Below are 17,785 nucleotides of genomic sequence, written 5' to 3'. Positions count from 1 at the left end.
CGGAGGTCGTTCACCCGCTGGTCGGCGGGTCGATACGGAGCCGTGACGCACGGGACTCCCCGGACGGGTGAGGCGGCTGTAAACATGTGTGGTCGCGGACGGCCCGGGCACTCCGGCGGGGGGTGCGGCGTCCCGGGTGGACGGCGTCGGCAGCAGGGCCGACAGGGATGGGAGAGCTCCCGTGGTGGAACCGGGTCGCCGGATGGTCGGTGACCGCTACGAGCTCGTCCAGCTCATCGCGTCCGGCGGGATGGGCCAGGTGTGGCGCGCCACCGACCTGCTGCTGCACCGGCCGGTCGCGGTCAAGGTGCTGCGCAGCGAGTACACCGGCGACCCGACCTTCCTCGCCCGCTTCCGCGCCGAGGCCCAGCACGCCGCGGCGCTGAGCCACCCGAACATCGCCGCCGTGTACGACTACGGCGAGGCCGAGGCGGGCGACACCGGCGAGCAGCTGGCCTACCTCGTCATGGAGCTGGTCGAGGGCCAGCCGCTGTCGGCGCTGCTGCGGCAGGAGGGCCGGCTCGACACCGCCACCACGCTGTCGGTGCTCAGCCAGACCGCCGCCGCCCTCGCCGAGGCGCACCGGGCGGGCCTGGTCCACCGCGACGTCAAGCCGGGCAACATCCTGGTCCGGCCCGACGGCAGCGTGAAGATCACCGACTTCGGCATCGCCTGGTCGGCCGGCAGCGTGCCGCTGACCCGCACCGGCCAGGTCATCGGCACGCCGCAGTACCTCTCGCCCGAGCAGGCCGAGGGGCACCTGGCCACCCCCGCCAGCGACGTCTACGCCCTCGGCCTCGTCGGCTACGAGTGCCTCACCGGGCACCCCGCCTTCGACGGGGACAACGCGGTCACCATCGCGCTCAAGCAGCTGCGGTCCGACCCCGAGCCGTTGCCCGACGACCTGCCCGGCGGCGTCCGCACGCTCATCCGCCGCGCCCTGTCCAAGGACCCGGCGGCGCGGATGCCTGACGGCGCGGCGTTCGTCGCCGCCGTCGAGGACGCCCGCGCCGGCCGGCTGCCCGAGTTCGAGCCCCCGGCCCCCGCCGCGGCCCCCGCGGACGGCGGCCCCGCGGTCCCCGGGCCGCCCGCACCCGACGCGGGCCCGGCCACCCAGGCGCTGCCCGGCCCGTCGGCCGGCCGGCCGCACCGCAGCCCCCCGCCCCGGCCGCGGCGGCGGACCGCCGCCGTCCTGGTGCCGCTGCTGGCCCTCCTCGTCGGCGCCGGCGTGGCCGCGGCCGTCCTGTCCGCGGTGACCGACCCCCGTCCGCAGGCCGTCGCCGCCGCGCAGACCCGGGAGGACGAGGAGGGCGTGCTCGTCCTCGAGAGCGACCACCTCGGCCGGCCGGTCGACGACGTCGCCACGCAGCTGTCCGCGCTGGGCCTCGCCGTCGAGCGCCGCGAGCAGGTCACGGACCGCGCGGTCCCGGGCCGCGTCCTCGCGGTCTCGCCCAGCGGCGTCGTGCTCCGCCCCGGCGACGACGTCGTCGTCACCTTCGCCGTGGCGCCGCCGGCCGACGACGGCGGGTGGTGGAACGGGGACGGCGACCGGGGACAGTGGTCGCCGGTGAGCGGCGCCGCCGCGCCCGGTCAGGTCACCCAGCCCACCGCGGAGCCGACCGGCTCCACCGGGACGACGCCGGCCCCGGCGCCGGACCCGGCCCCGGCGCCGGACCCGGCGGCCGCGCCCACCACCGCGGGCGGGACGACGGCGCCCGACGCCACCGACACGGCGACGCCCACGACGTCGGCATCCACCCGGCCGACCCGGCCGACGGCCCCGACGACCCCGGCGACGACCCGGTCGGCGACGCCGACCGGGACACCCACGCCGACCTCGCCGTCGGCCCCCGTGACTTCCGAGTCGCCGCAGTCCTCCACGGCGAGCGGCACCGCCTCGCCTGGGGCAGGATCGCCGCAGGCCTGATCGAGGGAGTGGCGGTGACCGGGAGCTCGACGCGGCGGGTGCTCGGAGGCCGCTACGCGCTCGACGCCCTCATCGCCACCGGCGGCATGGGGCAGGTCTGGCGGGGACGCGACACGCTGCTCGACCGCCCGGTCGCGGTGAAGCTGCTGCGCGCGGAGTACAGCGGCGACGACACCGTGCGCAGCCGCTTCCGCACCGAGGCGCAGCTGGCCGGGCGGCTCACGCACCGCAACATCGCCGCGCTGTTCGACTACGGCGAGCAGGTCGACGAGGACGGCCTGGTCTGCGCCCACCTGGTGATGGAGCTCGTCGACGGCGAGCCGCTGTCGGCCCTGCTCGCGCGGGAGGCGCCGCTGCCGCCCGACCGGGTGCTGGACCTGGTGGGGCAGACCGCGGCCGGCCTCGCCGCGGCCCACGCCGCCGGGGTCGTGCACCGCGACGTCAAGCCGGGCAACCTGCTCGTCGGCCGCGACGGCGTCGTCCGGATCACCGACTTCGGCATCGCCTGGTCGGCCGGGAGCATGCCGCTCACGCGCACCGGCCAGGTGGTCGGCACCGCGCACTACCTGTCGCCCGAGCAGGCCGCCGGCGGCAAGGCGGGCCCGGCCAGCGACGTCTACGCGCTCGGCATGGTGGCGTGGGAGTGCCTGACCGGGCGGCGCGCCTTCGACGGCGAGAACCCGGTCCAGATCGCGCTGCGGCAGATCCGCGAGGAGCCCGAGCCGCTGCCCGCCGTCGTCCCGGCGCCGGTGCGCGAGCTGGTGGCCCGGATGCTGGTCAAGGACCCGGCCGGCCGTCCCGCCGACGGCGCGGCGCTGCTCGAGGTCGTGGACGCGGTGCGCACCGGGAGCCCGCTGCCGCCCGCGCCGGCGCCCGTGACCGCGCCGCTGCCGCTCGGCGCGCCGCGCCTCGCCGGCTCACCACCGCGCCGGCCGCGCGCCGCCCGGGCGCTCACCGCGGTCGGCACGCTCGCCGCGGGCGCCGTCCTGGGCGTCGGCGTCCTGCAGCTGGTCGGGACCGGGTCGAGCACCCCGCCGGCCGCCGTGGCCGACGCGGCCCCCACGGGCCTGGAGCTCCGCCGGGACGACGCCGTGGGGCGCCTCGCCGACGAGGTCGAGGACGAGCTGGTGGCCGCCGGCCTGCGGGTGACCCGCATGACCGAGGAGAACGGCACCGCGGTGCCGGGGACCGTGCTCGCGGTGACACCGGTGGGGTTGCTGGCACCCGGCGACCCGGTCACGCTGACCGTCGCGGTCGCGCCGCCCCCGCCGCCGTCCGCCCCGCCGGAGACCCAGGAGCCCCAGCCGGCACCGGTGGAGGAGGCGCCCTGGTCGCGGGGCTGGCAGACGGGAGGCGGGTTCTCCACCGGCGGATCCGGCCCGGGTCCGGTCACCGCCGAGCCGGCCACCCCGGCCCCGGTCGCTCCCCAGCCCGTCGCGCCGGCTCCCGTCGCGCCGGTCGCGCCCGGCGCTCCGGAGCCCGCCGTCCCCGAGCCGGAGGAACCCGAGGCCCCCGAGGACTCCGACGGCCCGGACGAGCCGGAGGAGCCCGAGGACCCCGACGACGGGGAGGGCCCCGGTCAGGGCAACGGCAACGGCAACGGCGGGGGCAACGGCAACGGGAACGGCGGGGGGGAGGGCCGGGGGCGCGACGACTGACCCGCCGCCGTCCTCAGCTGCCGCGGCGGGACGGCGCCAGCCAGACGGCCACGCCGATCGCCCCGAGCGCCGCCGTCAGCAGGAACCCGCGGTCGGAGTCGACCCGGGGCAGGGCGATGAGCACCCAGAACACCGCCAGACCGGCCAGGCCGCCGAGGGCCAGCCGGTCGCCGACGGCCGGGCGCAGCCGCCCGCCCGGGAGCAGGCTCGCGGCAAGGCCGACGACGGCGACCAGCGCGGCGAGCGTCGCGAACGCCGACCACAGCGGCAGGTCCGACCAGAGGACCTGACCGCCCAGCCGCAGCGCCAGCCCGAGCTCGAGCAGCACGAGGCCCAGCACGCCGAGGCCGGTCGTGAGGAGCACCGCCCGAGCGCGCGGCGTCCGCGGGGCGCGGGGGGCGCGCGCGGCGCGGCGGCGGGACGGCGTCCCCGCCTCGGGGGCGCCGGCCGGCGGTGCGGCCGCGCCCGGCTGGGCCGCCGGCGGGGGCGGCGGTGCGCCGAAGAAGGAGTCCAGCGGACCGGTGGGCTGCGGGCCGTCGACCGCGGTCCCCGCGGGCGGGGCGACGGCGGTCGCCGGCTCGACGACGGCGGGCTGCGGAGCGGTGGTCGGGTAGGCGGGCGGCGGCAGGGGAGCCGCGGCAGGGGTCGTGTGCTCGTGGGCCGCGCCGACGGCGGTCGCCCCGTGCACGGCCGGGTCGGCGGGGGCCGATCCGGCCGGCGGGATGGCGATCTCCTGCGTGCGCGGGCCGGCCGGCGGCGTCGAGGCGGTCACGGTCGTTCCTCCAGGCGGTCGGCGGTGGACCGGGTCGGGCCCTCCCCTGCACGCTAACCGGGGCGGTCCGCGGGGCCGCGGAGGTGGGTCGGCGGGTCCGGCCGTCGGGGCCCTCGGTCTCCGCCCTCGCCGTCCGACCGCGCCGCGCCCTGGCGACCCGAGTGAGCACTCGCGGTCGACGACACGCGCCGACACGCCTCGTCGGGCGGCGACAACCGCTCACTCGGCGGCGGATCAACGGGTCCGGCTGCCAGCTCGCGAGCGGCGGGGAGCACGGGGGTCCTTCTAGGGTCGGGCGGTGGTCACCCGCGCGGGCATCGTCGTCACCGGCACCGAGGTCCTGACCGGACGGGTCGCCGACCGCAACGGGCCCTGGCTGGCCGAGGAGCTGCGGCAGGCCGGCGTCGACGTCGGCGCCGTCCTCGTGGTCGGCGACCGGCCCGACGACATGCGCGGGGCGCTGGGGTACCTCGCCTCGGCCGGCGTCGACCTGGTCATCACGACCGGCGGGCTCGGACCCACCGCCGACGACCTGACCGCCGCCCTCGTCGGCGAGGTGCAGGGCCGCCGGCTCGCCGTCGACCCCGACCTCGAGCAGCGGGTCGCCGCGATCGTGGAGCGGCTGATGGCCCGCCGTGGCTGGCGGGCCGACCCCGAGGCGACGGCGGCCGGCGTCCGCAAGCAGGCGATGGTCCCGGCGGGCGCCACCGTGCTCGAGCCGGTGGGCACCGCCCCGGGCCTCGTCGTCCCGCCGGCGGACGGGCGCACCGGGCCGGTCGTCGTCGTGCTGCCCGGGCCCCCGTCGGAGCTGCAGGGCATGTGGCCGGCGGCGCTGGCCGCCGCACCGGTGCGGGCGGCGCTGGCCGGGGCCACCGAGGTGCGGCAGGAGACCGTGCGGCTGTGGGGCACGCTCGAGGCCCAGCTCGCCGCCACGCTGCGCGAGCACGAGGCCGAGCTCGACGGGCTGGAGATCACCACCTGCCTGCGCGAGGGCGAGCTGGAGATCGTCACCCGCTTCCCGCCCGAGGCACAGCCGGCCTACGACCGGCTGGCCGCGGTGCTGGCCGAGGACTACGCGGCCACGCTCTTCTCCACCGGCCCGACGTTGGACGACCTGGTCGCGGACGCGCTGCTCGGCCAGGGGCTCACGATCGCCACCGCCGAGTCGTGCACCGGCGGCCTGCTGGTGGCCCGGCTGATCGAGCGGGCGGGGTCGTCGGCGTGGGTGCTCGGCGGGATCACCTCCTACGCCAACTCGGCGAAGGAGCAGCTCGTCGGCGTGCCGGGGGAGATGCTCGCCGAGTTCGGCGCGGTGAGCCCGCAGGTGGCGCAGGCACTGGCGGAGGGCGCGCGGGCACGCTTCGGTGCCGACGTCGGCGTGGGCATCACCGGCATCGCCGGTCCCGGCGGCGGGACACCGGAGAAGCCCGTGGGCACCGTGCACCTGAGCGTCATCGGGCCGTCGGGGACCCGGGCGAGGTCGGTGCGGCTGCCGGGGTCGCGGACGGCGGTGCGCGAGCGGGCGGTGGTCCTGGCGCTGCACCTGCTGCGGCAGCTGCTCATCGGCGGTCCGCCGGCGTGAGGGTGTCGAGGACGCCCGCCCGTCCGCTGACGGAGTTCGGCAGCGCCGGCGCGTCGCTGGTGCGGGCCGCGCTCGTCGGGGGGCTGCAGGACGCGGTCGCCGTCGACGTCGTCCGCCTGGCACGCGGCGGCACGGTCGGCCGCCACCCGACCCGCCTCTGGCAGCCCTTCCTCGCCGTCGAGGGCAGCGGCTGGGTGTCGGGGGCGGACGGCGCCCGGCGCCCGCTGGCGACCGGTGAGGCGGCGGTGTGGGAGCCGGGGGAGGAGCACGCGTCCGGTACCGCCGACGGCCTGCTCGCCGTCGTCGTGCAGTGCCGGGTCCCGCTGGTCGAGGAGGCGCCGTGACCGCCCTGACCCTGCACGCCACCGGGCCGGAGCCGCCGGCCGAGGTGTGGGAGCGCTACGCGCAGCCCGCGCGGTGGCCGACCTGGGCGCCGCAGATCACCGGCGTGCAGGTGCCGGTCCCGCGGCTGGCCGCCGGGGTGACGGGGCGGGTGCGGGGGCCCGCCGGGGTGAGCCTGCCGTTCGCCGTCGAGTCGGTGGACGAGGCCGCTCGACGGTGGGCGTGGACGGTGAGGGCCGGCCCGGTGCGGCTGTACCTCCTGCACTGGGTGTCCGACGGTCCCGACGGCGGCAGCACCACCGGCCTGCGGATCACCGGGCCGCTGCCCGTCGTGGTCGGTTACGCGCCGCTGGCCCAGGTGGCGATCAGCCGCCTGGTCCGGCCGCTCGACTGACCGTTCCCGGTCGCGTCAAGTGCCGACGGAGATCTGTGGACAAGCCGCTGACCTGCACATTCGGCTCGCCACGGGCTCATCCGTGCGGTAGTCTTCGAACACGCGATCGAGTCGTGGGGGGGGGTGTCGTGGACGAGCTGCGGACAGCGCTGGACGTACTCGCCGACGACGACCTGACCGCCATGTTCGGCCCGCAACTCAACGAGCGGCTGCGGGCCCTGCTGGTCGCGCAGAACCGGCTGGCCGCCGAGCTGGCCCGCACCGTGCGCCAGGCCGAGCTGGCCGGCGCCGCGGAGTTCGACGGGCACAAGACGGTCCAGTCGTGGCTGCGCGGACACGGGCACCTGGCCTCGGCGGAGGCATCCAAGCTGGTGCACACCGGCCGCGCGCTGGAGCACCTGCCTGCCGTCGCCGCCGGGTTCGCCGCCGGCACCACCACCGCCGGGCGGGCCGCCGAGATCGCGCAGGTGGCCACGCCGGCCAACCTGGCCCGCGCCGCCGCGCAGGACGTCGACCTGGCCGAGATCGACGCCGCGCTCGCCGTCGCCGCCGGTCTGCAGACCCACAGCGAGCTGGCCGGCACGGTGGCCGGCCTTCTGGCCCGCCTCGACCCGGACGGGCTCGAGCCCGATCCGACCGAGGGTCGGTCGCTGACGGTGGTCAGGCACGCCGATGGCAGCGTGAGCTTCCGCGGCCACCTGGATGCCGTGGGTGGGGAGAAGGTGCAGACCGCCCTCGAGTCCCACGTGCAGGCCGACCGGCCCGCCGGCGACCGGCGCACCAGAGCGCAGCGGCTGGGGGATGCCTGGGTGCAGTGGGCCGACACCACGCTGGCGGCGGGCACCCTCCCGGTGCTGCGCACCGTCAAGCCGCGCGTGGCCGTCCGGGTGGACCTCGACGACCTGGCCGACCCGGCCACCGGGCCCGGCGCCGCCGCCATGGGCTTCGGGGCCACCATCTTCGCCGCCCGGGCGCGGTGGCCGGCCTGCGACGGGCAGATCTCCCGGGTGGTGTTCGGGCCCGACGGGGTGCCGCTCGACCTGGGCCGCAGCCGGCGACTGGTCAGCCGGCAGCTGCGGCGCGCGGTCGAGCTGCGCGACGGGGGCTGTGTGTTCGCCGGCTGTGACGCCCCGAGTCACTGGGCCGACGTGCACCACCTGGTGCACTGGATCGACGGCGGCGAGACCTCACTCGACAATTCGGCGCTGTTGTGCGAGCGGCACCACACCAAGGTCCACCACGGGTTCCGCGTCGAACGGCAACCGGACGGGCGATGGCGCACGTACCGGCCGGACGGATCGGAGATCACCGCCTGCCTCGGCCCTCCGATGCCCACCGCCGCCTGAACCCGGCCGCCGACCACGGACACCCGCCGACCCGCCGTTCCACGTGGAACGGCGGGTCGGCCTGCGTACCCGGACGACGACGCCGGCGCGGGGTGTGGACCGGGCCGGCGCGGGGGGTCGTACGGTGCCCGCCGTGAGCGCGACGCACGAGGTCACCAACCAGGTCCCGCCGCTGGCCGGGTTCGACCCGATCGCCGGGGACGCGGTGCTCGCCGAGGCCTGCCTCCGGCACGCGGACCAGGCCACGCTCGCGTCGCTGGCCGACCTGGGCCGGCTGGCGGGCAGCGAGCAGGCGCGCGAGTGGGGCCGGCTGGCCGACGAGAACCGCCCCGTCCTGCGCACCCACGACCGCTACGGGCACCGGATCGACGAGGTCGAGTTCCACCCGGCCTGGCACGAGCTCATGCGGACCGCGTTCGCCCACGGCCTGGCCGGCACCGCCTGGGCCGCGGCCGACGCCGGCGACCGGCACGCGCACGTCCGCCGCGCCGTCGGCTACCTCGCCTGGACCCAGGTCGAGGCCGGTCACGGCTGCCCCGTGACGATGACCTACGCCGCCGTCCCCGCGCTGCGCGCCGCCCCGGACCTGGCGGCCCGCTACGGACCGGGCCTCACCGGCACCGGCTACGCCCCCGGCCTGACCGATCCCGCTGCCAAGCCCGGCCTCGTGGCCGGCATGGGCATGACGGAGAAGCAGGGCGGCTCCGACGTCCGCACCAACACCACCCGTGCCGCGCCGGCCGCCGACGGGACGTACGCGCTCACCGGCCACAAGTGGTTCACCAGCGCCCCGATGAGCGACCTCTTCCTCCTGCTCGCCCAGCTGCCGGAGGGGCTGTCCTGCTTCCTCGTCCCCCGGGTGCTCCCCGACGGCAGCCGCAACGTCTTCCGCCTCCAGCGGCTCAAGGACAAGCTCGGCGACCGCGCCAACGCCTCCAGCGAGGTCGAGTTCGACGGCACCACCGGCTGGCTGGTCGGCGACCCCGGCCGCGGGGTCCCGACGATCATCGAGATGGTCAACGCCACCCGGCTCGACTGCGTCATCGGCTCCGCGGCCACCGTCCGCGCGGCGCTGACCCAGGCGCTGCACCACGCCCGCCACCGCCGCGCGTTCGGCGCCCCGCTCGCCGACCAGCCGCTCATGCAGAACGTCCTCGCCGATCTCGCCGTCGAGAGCGAGGCCGCGACGGCGCTGGCGATCCGGCTGGCCGCCGCGGTCGACGCCGGCGAGACGGCGTTCCTCCGGCTGGCGGGCGCCGCGGCCAAGTTCCTCGTGTGCAAGCGGACCCCCGCCGTCGTCGGTGAGGCCATGGAGGTCCTCGGCGGCAACGGCTACGTCGAGGAGTCCGGCCTGCCGCGGCTCTACCGGCAGGCGCCGCTCAACAGCATCTGGGAGGGCTCGGGCAACGTCATCGCCCTCGACGTGCTGCGCGCCCTCGGCCGCTCCGCCGAGTCGCTGGCCGCGGTCACCGCCGAGCTCGAGCTCGTCCGCGGCGCCGACCCGCGCTTCGACGACGCCGTCAAGCGGCTCTCCGCCGAGCTCGGGGACCCCGACGCGCTGCCGCTGCGCGCCCGCCGCGTCGCCGGGCTGCTGGCCCTGTGCCTGCAGGCCTCCCTGCTGCTCCGGTACAGCCCGCCGGAGGTCGCCGACGCCTTCTGCGCCACGCGCCTGGGCGGCGACTGGGGCACCGTGCTGGGCACTCTCCCCGCCGGCGTCCCGGTGGCCCGCCTGGTCGCGCGGTCGGCCGTCCCGGCGGCACGAGGGAACGGACCGGGCGTCTGAGCACGGGTCCTGCCCGACCCCTCCCGGCTCCACTACTCTCGGACAGGCGTCGCGCACGGACCGACTTCCCATCCCGTCCCGGTCCGTTCCCGGAGGCGGCCCGCTGGGCGGGACCCGGGGTGCGGCAGGGGGAGAGAGAGCGCGTGCAGCGATACGACCATGCAGGCACGGTCCTACCACCGGACCTGCTGGCCAGCGTCCCGGACGCCGTGTGCCGACTCGACTCGGAGTGGCGCTTCACCTGGGTCAACGCCGCCCTCTCGGAGCTCCTCCAGCGGCCGCCGGCGCGGCTGCTCGGCCGCCCGGTCCGCGACTGCGTCCCCGACGTGCTCGGCTCCCGGTTGCAGTCCCACGTGCACGCCGCCGTCGCCGACGGCCGCCCGTGCGCCTTCGAGTACCTGTACGAGCCGCACGACCGGTGGTTCGAGGTCCGCGTCTCCCCCGACGCGGACGGCGGGGTCGTGGTCTTCCTCCGCGACATCGACACCCGGCACCGCCAGCAGGCCGCGCAGGCGCGCCGGCTGGAGGACCTGGCCGGGGTGCTCGACGCGCTGCCCTCGCCCACGGTCCTGCTCGACGGCGACGGCCGGATCCGCACGGTCAACCGGGTCTGGGCGGGCAACGCCGACCGGATCCGCCAGGGCGGCTGGGAGCCGGCCGACGTCGGGGACGACTACGTGACGCGGATCCGGCAGGGGCTGGCGCCGGAGGACGCCCACCGGATCGACGCCGGCCTGCGCCGGCTCCGCACCGGGCCCGACGGCGTCGTCCCGCGCACGTTCACCCACGACTACGCGCACGAACTGGGCGGCGCCACCACCTGGTGGCGGCTGCAGGCCGCGCGGGTGGACGACGCCGGACAGGTCGTCATCACCCACACCGACATCAGCGAGCGCGCCCGCCACGAGCAGCAGCTGGCCTGGCAGGCCTCCCACGACGACCTCACCGGCCTGCCCAACCGCGCCCGCGTCCTCGAGCTCATCGGCGAGGCGCTGGCCGACGAGTCGTCGCGGACCACCCTGCTGTTCCTCGACCTCGACGGCTTCAAGACCGTCAACGACTCGCTGGGCCACGAGGTCGGCGACGAGCTGCTGCGCCAGGTGGGCGCCCGGCTGGCCGGCCAGGTCCGCCCCGGCGACGCCGTCGGCCGGCTCGGCGGCGACCAGTTCGTCGTCCTCGCCCGCTCCTGCGACACCCCGGAGGCGGCCGCCCTCGCCTTCCGGCTGCAGCGCTCCTTCACCCGGCCGTTCACCGCCGCCGGGCTCACCGTGCCGGTGTCGGCGAGCATCGGGGTCGCCGTCGCCCAGCCCGGCACGCGGCACGCCCACCAGCTGCTCAGCGACGCCGACGCCGCCGGGTACGCGGCCAAGGCCGCCGGCCGGGACCGGGTCCGGCTGTTCTCCCCGGACCTGCGCGACGCCGCCCGCTGGCGGATGGACGTCGCCACCCGGCTCCGCGACGGCGCCATGGACCAGTTCGTCGTCCACTACCAGCCCGTCGTGCGGCTCGACACCGGCGAGGTGGAGGGGGTCGAGGCGCTGCTGCGCTGGCGGCACCCCGAGCGTGGCCTGCTCGGCCCCGACGCCTTCCTCTCCGTCGCCGAGGAGACCGGGCAGCTCATCCCGATCACCCGCTGGCTGCTGCGGGAGACCACCCGGCAGGCCGCCGAGTGGGCGCGGCAGGGCCTGGCGCTGCGCATGGCGGTCAACATCAGCGCCCGGCACTTCTCCGCCGAGACGCTCGTGCGCGACGTCCGCACCGCGCTCAAGGACTCCGGCCTGGACCCCGAGCAGCTGATGCTCGAGCTGACCGAGACCTGTGTCGCCGAGGACCCGACCCGCGCGGAGGACCAGCTCGCCGTGCTGCGGCAGTTCGGCGTCCGGGTGGCGATCGACGACTTCGGCACCGGCTGGTCCTCGCTGGCCCAGCTCATGGCCCTGCCCATCGGCACGCTGAAGATCGACCGGTCGCTCATCGCCGCGGCCGAGCGCCTGGCCGCCGGGGGCACCGGCGCGGTGCTCGGCGCGATCGTCGAGCTGGCGCACACCCTGGGCATCCGCTCGGTCGCCGAGGGCGTGGAGACCGCCGAGCACCTGCGGATGGTCCGCGAGGCGGGGTGCGACTCCGCCCAGGGCTACCTGCTCGCCCACCCGATGGCGGCCGTCGAGGTCGAGCGCTGGGCGCAGCGGGTCCGCGCCGGCGGCGGTGACTCCTGCGCGATGGCCCTCGCCGGCCAGCTCGGCTGAGCGCCGCCGCGGTGGACCGGTGACGGGACGGGCGGGGTGAGCGGACCGGTGCGCCGCCGCGCCGTCCGCCGGGCCACCTCACCGGCCGGGCCGCCGGTCCGGGAGCCGGCCGGGCAGACTGCCCCCGTGACCGACACGATCGTGGCCGACGAGCCGGCCGGGGCGGCAGCCGCGCTGCCCGACGAGGCGGAGGGCCGGGGACGGCCGGCGCTGGACCTGCTCATCTGGGACGCGCCGAACATCGACATGACCCTGTCCACGGTCATCGGTGCCCGCCCCACCGCCGCCTCCCGCCCGCGCTTCGACGCGATCGCCGCCTGGTTCGTCGACGGCGCCGGCGACCCGGCCGCCCCGGACGCGCCCGAGGTCGAGGCCTGCGTCTTCGCCAACATCCCGCCCGTCGTCGGGTCGCTGCAGCGCTGGGTGGAGGCGCTGCGCGGCTTCGGCTACGCCGTGTTCGCCCGGCCGAAGTCCCAGCCCGACGACGACATCGACCAGGCGATGCTCGACCACATCGACGTCCGCCGGCACGGCTACCGGCTGCGCCGCCTGGTCGTCTTCTCCGGCGACGGCCGCAACTTCGCCGAGCCGCTCGAGGAGCTCGCGCGCGCGGGCACGCAGGTCGTCGTCGTCGCCTTCAGCGAGGTCGCCGGCTACGCGATCGGCTCGGACCTGCTCGAGTTCATCGACATCGAGGACGTGCCCGGTGCCTTCGCCGCCCCCCTCGACCGGGTCCGCCTCGACGCCCTCCCGCCCGACGGGGCGTGGCTGCGGCCCACCCGGAGCCTGCGCGACTTCGTCTCCTCCTGGACCGCCCGCCGCAACGGCTGACCCCCGGGACGGCGGTGTCCGCGGGCTGCCGCCGGGGAAGGAAGGGCCCATGGCGGTCTGCGAGGTCTGCGGCAACGACTACGACATGAGCTTCGAGGTGGTGGCGCAGGGCGCCCGGCACACCTTCGACAGCTTCGAGTGCGCCATCCACCGCATGGCCCCGATCTGCGAGCACTGCGGGGTGAAGGTGATCGGCCACGGCGTCGTCGTCGAGGGCCAGTTCTACTGCTGCGCGCACTGCGCCCGCGCCGAGCACGAGGGCGCCGCGGTGGCCGACTCGGCCTGAGGGGTCAGTCGCGCGGGAACTGCGGGCTGCGCGGCTCGGGGACCCGGTCGCCGATGCCCTCGAGCGGGGCCAGCCCGGAGGGCAGCCGCGACCAGACGTGCTTGCGGCCCGGCCGGCGCTCCCAGCCGTAGTCGACCGACAGCTGCGCCACCAGGTGCAGCCCCATCCCGCCCAGGGAGGGGTCGCGGTCGACGGCCGGCACCGGCGGGCGGTCGGGCGCCTCGTCGCTGAGGTCGAGCAGCCAGCCGGAGGGGCTGGCCACCACCAGGGCGCGGACGTCGCCGCCGCCGTGGCGCAGCGCGTTGGAGGCCAGTTCCTCGAACACCAGCAGCAGGCCGTCGCGGGCGTCCTCGGTCGACGACGAGCTGACCGACGGGTGGGCGATGCGGGCCCGCAGGTCGGCCCGCACGCGGGACACCACGTGCATGGCCTCCAGCTGCCAGTGCCAGACGTCGCCTGCGACCGAGGGCACCGGTACCAGCGGCCACGCCTCCTGGCCCATCGTCACCCCTCGAGTCCTGTTCCGTGGCGCCCTCACCGGCGTCCATCCTGGCCGAAACCGTCGTGGGCTGCACCGGCGGCCCCCGGTTCAGGAACCGATCCGGGCGTCTTCCCTGCCCCAGGTGGCGCCGTGCCCCGGCAGGATGGGCCCGTGGAGGACCTCTGGCGTGCGCTGAGCCGGCTGCAGCTGGTCGACCGGGAGCTGTCGCACGTCCTCGGGGAGGTGACCCGGCTGGCGGCCGAGCACGTGCCCGGTGCCGAGGCGACGTCGATCACGCTGGTCCGGGGGGACACCCCGACGACCGCGGCACACCACGGCGACGTGGCGCTGGCCGCCGACGAGATGCAGTACGAGCGCGGCTACGGGCCCTGCCTGGACGCCGGCCGGGGCGGGGTCCAGCTGCGGATCGACGACATGCGCACCGAGACCCGCTGGCCCGACTACACGCCGCGGGTGGTGGAGGTCGGGGTCCTCAGCTCGCTGTCGACGCCGCTGCCCTACCAGGGGACCGCGATCGGCGCGCTGAACATCTACTCCACGCGGCCCGGCGCCTTCTCCACCGAGGCCTCGGCCGAGGCGGCCCGCGAGGTGGCCGAGGCCGTGGCGGTCGCCGTCGCGAACGCCGACGCGCACGCCGAGCTCGGTGACCGGGCCCGCAACATGGAGCTGGCGATGCAGTCGCGCGCGGTGATCGAGCAGGCGAAGGGCGTGCTCATGGCGCAGCGGGGGGTGGACGCCGACGGCGCCTTCGACATCTTGCGGGCCGCCTCGCAGCGCTACAACCGCAAGCTCCGCGACATCGCCGCGGGCATCGTCGCCTCGACCCGGCCCCCCGACTGACCCCTGCGCTCAGCCGGCCCGGGCGGCCAGGTCGGCCAGCCGGCCGACGAGGAACTCCACGGCGGCGGGGCTGTCGACGGTCTCGGCGACGTCGACCGCGGTGGGGGAGTCCGACACCGAGCGGCGGTCGACCAGCGTCTGCCCGCGACCGGCGCCCCGGGTGGTGTCCACGACGACGTCGCGGCGGACGGTGCCCAGCGTGCCGGGGACGATCGCCTCGGTGAGGGCCAGGGCGTCGTGGACGACGACGCCGGCCGTGCCGTACGAGCTGCGGGCGTTGTCCAGGTACTGCTGCAGGATCGCCGCCGCCGCCGCGCCCACCGGCCCGGCCGCGGCGAACCGCGCGATGCCGTCCTCGCCCAGCACCGTGGGCACGGTGACGTCGAGCCCGACGAGGACGGTGGGCACCGTCGAGCCGAGCACGCGCGCGGCGGCCTCGGGATCGGCCCACACGTTGAACTCGGCGGCGGCGGTCACGTTGCCGCCCCGGGCGGCCGAGCCCCCCATGAGGACCAGCCGGTCGATCCGCGCCGCGGCCTCCGGGTAGGTGGCCAGCAGCAGCGCGATGTTGGTCCACGGCCCGATCGCCGCGACGGTCACCGGCTCCTGGCTGCCCAGCAGCAGCTCGGCGAGCGCGACGACGGCCGGCCGCGGGTCGACGGCGGCCGGCGACGGCGGCAGCTGCACCCCGCCGAGACCGGCCGTCCCGTGCACGTGCCCGGCCCGCTCCGGCTGCGGGTAGACCAGCGACTCGGCCGCGCCGGCGGCGACCGGGACGTCGGACCGGCCGGCCAGGTGCAGCACGCGCAGCGCGTTGTCGGTGGTCTGCGCCAGCTCGACGTTGCCGTGCGTCGTCGTCACCAGGCGCAGGTCCACCTCGGGGCTGGCGAGGGCCAGCAGGATCGCGATGGCGTCGTCGATGCCGGGATCGGTGTCGATCACCAAGGGGCGGGGGGCAGCCACCCGGACATCCCAGCAGACCCCGTCGGGCAGGATCGAGCCGTGCCCGACGTGCTCCTCGCCAGCTGTGCCGCCGCCGCGGGCCGGGACGAGGACGAGCCGCTGCTGCTCGCCGCCCTGGCCGCCGCGGGGCTGTCCGCCGCTCCCGCCGACTGGGCCGACGGCGGCGTCGACTGGGGCGCCGCGGCCGCCGTCGTCGTCCGGTCGACCTGGGACTACGCGCCGCGGCGCGCGGAGTTCCTCGCCTGGGCGCGCCGGGTGGAGGCCGCCACGCTGCTGGCCAACCCGGCCGACGTCCTGGCCTGGAACACCGACAAGCGCTACCTGCGCGAGCTGGCCGCCGCCGGGGTGCCCGTGGTCCCCACGGCGTGGGTCGAGGCGCCGGGGGACGCCGCGGCCGCGCTGGAGCGCTGGCCCGGCGACGTGGTGGTCAAGCCGGTCGTCTCGGCCGGCGCGCGGGACACCGTCCGCTTCGCACCGGCCGACCGGGACGGCGCGGGGGCCCTCGCCGCGCGGATCCTGGCCGGCGGCCGGGCGGTGATGGTGCAGCCCTACCTCGACCGGCTCGACGCCGAGGGGGAGACCGGCCTGGTCTACGTCGACGGCGCCCACAGCCACGCGTTCGGCAAGGGAGCGCTGCTCGCCGGCGAGGCGCTGGGCGAGGGCCTGTACGCCGAGGAGGAGATCACCGCCCGCACCGCGACCCCGGCCCAGCGGGCGGTCGGCGACCGGGTGCTGGCCTGGGTGGTGGAGCGGACGGGGCGGACCCCGTTGTACGCGCGCGTGGACCTGGTGCCCGGCGCGGACGGGCCCCAGGTGATCGAGGTGGAGCTCACCGAGCCGAGCCTGTTCCTCACCACCGACGCCGGCGCGGCCGAGCGGTTCGCCGCGGCGATCAGCACCCGGGTCGGCTGACCGGCGTCGCGCTCCCGGCCGTGCGCCGGCCGCGCGACCGGGCCCGACACGCCGGGCGCGCCGGGGCGTGTCCCGGGACGACCGGAGGCCGCGGAGGGCGCTCCCACGCTCGGGAACCGCCGACCTGTCGACAAGTGATCGCCGGCAGCGCGGGGTCACCAACCCGCAGGTCGGAGCCGCACAACGGTTCCGTCACGGGCCCTCCAGGACGTGTCCCGAGCGGCCGTCCGCGGGGCCTGCGCTCCCTACGGTTCTCCCTGTCCGCGGCACCTTCCCCGGCCGCGGACACAGACCCCCGAGGAGGCCGGCATGGCGATCGACCGGGCAGCGGTGCTGTGGTGGGCCCCGCTGCCGCCCGTGTCGCCGGCCGTGTCACCGGCCCCGGCCGTGTCGCGGATCCCGGTCCCGGCTCCGGCCGCGTCACCGGCTCCGGCCCCGGCCGTGCTGCCGGACGACCGGCCGCTGGCCGGCCTCCTCGACCTGCTGGAGCGGGCCGACGTGCCGCCGCGCCGTCGTCGTCCGGCCCGGGCCGCCGTCACGCGGCACCCGGTCGCACGGCGGGCGCTGCGTCCGCTGCCGACGGCCCGCCCCGTCCCGGCGCCGCGCCCCCGCCCCCGGGTCGCCGAGACGCCCCCGGCGGCGCTCCCGGCGCCCGCACCCGCAGCGGCACGTCCCGCTCCCGGCTCCCGGCTGCGGACCCGGATCCGGGCCACCGTCCGGCGCCTGGCCCTGTGGGGCGCCGGCCCCGACGGCACGTACGCCGCGTGGCCGACCCCGCCGGTCGCCGTCCCGCCCGCGGGTCCGGGGCTGGTCCGCCGGCTGGCCCTGTGGGGCGCCGGTCCCGACGGCGCGCACCTGGCCTGGGGTGCCCCGCGGCGCCCGGCCCCCGCCGCCGACGGCCCGGTGGTGCTCACCGAGCTGCCCAGCACCCCGACGACCGGGCCCGCGGCGTCCCGGTCGGCCGGCGCCGCCCGGCCGGTCCCGGCGCCGCGCGCCGCCACCGCGCGGGCCGTGCTCCCGGCCCTGGTCCCGGCCCTGGCCCCGGCGGGCTGGCCCGCCCGGCCGGCACCCGGCCGGCCCCCGGCGCGGGCACCCGACCCGCCGGTGCCGGGCGGCGGCGCGGTGCGCACCCGGGGTGACCCGGCACTGCACCGGGCCCGGGGCTCGCCCCGGCCGCCACCGGATCCCGACTGACCCCTCGCGCCTCCTCCTCCCAGGACGTCGCGCGTCCGCTCCCCTCGTCGACGTGCTCGACGGGCCCGGCCACCCCCTTCCCCCCGCGGGTGGCCGGACCGCCGGCCCGCTCCGCGAGCAGCTCCCCTCCCGGCCCTCGCGGCCGCCCCTGACCTCCCGCGGCACCCGTGCCGCCGGCAGACCCCACCGCACGACGATCCGGCCTCG

The 17,785-nt window shown here is 77.7% G+C and carries 16 protein-coding genes; 13 read left to right on the top strand and 3 right to left on the bottom strand.

Annotation, left to right across the window (positions count from 1 at the left end; all coding sequences use genetic code 11):
• Positions 1 to 181 precede the first annotated feature (181 nt).
• A complete protein-coding gene (locus ACI79V_RS02235) occupies positions 182 to 1,927 on the top strand; it encodes a serine/threonine-protein kinase (protein ID WP_456886454.1) in 1,746 nt (581 codons plus the stop codon).
• 14 nt (positions 1,928 to 1,941) lie between these two features.
• Positions 1,942 to 3,585 carry a serine/threonine protein kinase gene (locus tag ACI79V_RS02230; protein ID WP_456886452.1) on the top strand — a complete coding sequence of 548 codons (1,644 nt, stop codon included), beginning with the start codon at positions 1,942 to 1,944 and terminating at the stop codon, positions 3,583 to 3,585.
• Positions 3,586 to 3,598: 13 nt separating this feature from the next.
• On the opposite strand, the gene ACI79V_RS02225 is transcribed toward ACI79V_RS02230, so the two are convergent.
• Entirely contained in the window at positions 3,599 to 4,357 is a 759-nt protein-coding gene (locus tag ACI79V_RS02225; RefSeq protein ID WP_456886451.1) for a hypothetical protein, read from the bottom strand.
• A 298-nt stretch (positions 4,358 to 4,655) separates the two neighbouring features.
• Here ACI79V_RS02225 and ACI79V_RS02220 point away from each other — a divergent pair, with 298 nt between their 5' ends.
• The 8 genes from ACI79V_RS02220 (at position 4,656) to ACI79V_RS02185 (ending at position 13,167) form a co-directional block, all read left to right on the top strand.
• Complete coding sequence (locus ACI79V_RS02220; protein ID WP_456886449.1) at positions 4,656 to 5,939, top strand: competence/damage-inducible protein A; 1,284 nt, start codon at positions 4,656 to 4,658, stop codon at positions 5,937 to 5,939.
• Positions 5,936 to 6,283 (top strand): hypothetical protein, encoded by a 348-nt coding sequence (locus ACI79V_RS02215; RefSeq protein ID WP_456886447.1) that lies wholly within the window; start codon positions 5,936 to 5,938, stop codon positions 6,281 to 6,283. The genes ACI79V_RS02220 and ACI79V_RS02215 overlap by 4 nt, the downstream gene beginning before the upstream one ends.
• Positions 6,280 to 6,675 (top strand): SRPBCC family protein, encoded by a 396-nt coding sequence (locus tag ACI79V_RS02210; protein ID WP_456886445.1) that lies wholly within the window; start codon positions 6,280 to 6,282, stop codon positions 6,673 to 6,675. The genes ACI79V_RS02215 and ACI79V_RS02210 overlap by 4 nt, the downstream gene beginning before the upstream one ends.
• 128 nt (positions 6,676 to 6,803) lie before the next feature.
• Positions 6,804 to 8,021, top strand: coding sequence for a DUF222 domain-containing protein (locus ACI79V_RS02205; RefSeq protein ID WP_456886443.1), 1,218 nt, complete (start codon positions 6,804 to 6,806; stop codon positions 8,019 to 8,021).
• Between the two features lie 133 nt (positions 8,022 to 8,154).
• The gene (locus ACI79V_RS02200; protein WP_456886442.1) at positions 8,155 to 9,804 is read left to right on the top strand and encodes an acyl-CoA dehydrogenase family protein; all 1,650 of its coding nucleotides are present in this window, start codon (positions 8,155 to 8,157) and stop codon (positions 9,802 to 9,804) included.
• 143 nt (positions 9,805 to 9,947) lie between these two features.
• Complete coding sequence (locus tag ACI79V_RS02195) at positions 9,948 to 12,050, top strand: putative bifunctional diguanylate cyclase/phosphodiesterase (protein ID WP_456886440.1); 2,103 nt, start codon at positions 9,948 to 9,950, stop codon at positions 12,048 to 12,050.
• Between the two features lie 126 nt (positions 12,051 to 12,176).
• Positions 12,177 to 12,881 carry an NYN domain-containing protein gene (locus ACI79V_RS02190; RefSeq protein ID WP_456886438.1) on the top strand — a complete coding sequence of 235 codons (705 nt, stop codon included), beginning with the start codon at positions 12,177 to 12,179 and terminating at the stop codon, positions 12,879 to 12,881.
• 49 nt (positions 12,882 to 12,930) lie between these two features.
• Positions 12,931 to 13,167 carry a hypothetical protein gene (locus tag ACI79V_RS02185; RefSeq protein ID WP_456876746.1) on the top strand — a complete coding sequence of 79 codons (237 nt, stop codon included), beginning with the start codon at positions 12,931 to 12,933 and terminating at the stop codon, positions 13,165 to 13,167.
• A 4-nt stretch (positions 13,168 to 13,171) separates the two neighbouring features.
• On the opposite strand, the gene ACI79V_RS02180 is transcribed toward ACI79V_RS02185, so the two are convergent.
• Positions 13,172 to 13,669, bottom strand: coding sequence for an ATP-binding protein (locus ACI79V_RS02180; RefSeq protein ID WP_456886785.1), 498 nt, complete (start codon positions 13,667 to 13,669; stop codon positions 13,172 to 13,174).
• Positions 13,670 to 13,819: 150 nt separating this feature from the next.
• Between ACI79V_RS02180 and ACI79V_RS02175 the strand changes: the two genes are divergently transcribed.
• Positions 13,820 to 14,509: a GAF and ANTAR domain-containing protein gene (locus ACI79V_RS02175; protein ID WP_456886436.1), complete on the top strand. Its 690-nt coding sequence runs from the start codon at positions 13,820 to 13,822 to the stop codon at positions 14,507 to 14,509.
• Positions 14,510 to 14,518: 9 nt separating this feature from the next.
• Here the strand turns inward: ACI79V_RS02175 and ACI79V_RS02170 are convergent, their stop codons facing one another.
• Positions 14,519 to 15,472, bottom strand: coding sequence for a nucleoside hydrolase (locus tag ACI79V_RS02170; protein ID WP_456886434.1), 954 nt, complete (start codon positions 15,470 to 15,472; stop codon positions 14,519 to 14,521).
• A gap of 39 nt (positions 15,473 to 15,511) precedes the next feature.
• Here ACI79V_RS02170 and ACI79V_RS02165 point away from each other — a divergent pair, with 39 nt between their 5' ends.
• Positions 15,512 to 16,384: an ATP-grasp domain-containing protein gene (locus ACI79V_RS02165; protein WP_456886432.1), complete on the top strand. Its 873-nt coding sequence runs from the start codon at positions 15,512 to 15,514 to the stop codon at positions 16,382 to 16,384.
• A 309-nt stretch (positions 16,385 to 16,693) separates the two neighbouring features.
• Positions 16,694 to 17,578 carry a hypothetical protein gene (locus ACI79V_RS02160; RefSeq protein WP_456886430.1) on the top strand — a complete coding sequence of 295 codons (885 nt, stop codon included), beginning with the start codon at positions 16,694 to 16,696 and terminating at the stop codon, positions 17,576 to 17,578.
• The last annotated feature ends 207 nt before the right edge of the window (positions 17,579 to 17,785 follow it).

It is taken from the genome of Geodermatophilus sp. SYSU D00700, from assembly GCF_054050255.1.
This window is presented reverse-complemented; position numbering and strand designations above follow the sequence as displayed.

Coding starts and splice junctions, on each gene's coding strand:
- ACI79V_RS02185 (WP_456876746.1), top strand. CDS start 12,931: ATGGCGGTCTGCGAGGTCTGCGGCAACGACTACGACATGAGCTTCGAG.
- ACI79V_RS02180 (WP_456886785.1), bottom strand. CDS start 13,669: ATGGGCCAGGAGGCGTGGCCGCTGGTACCGGTGCCCTCGGTCGCAGGC.
- ACI79V_RS02160 (WP_456886430.1), top strand. CDS start 16,694: ATGGCGATCGACCGGGCAGCGGTGCTGTGGTGGGCCCCGCTGCCGCCC.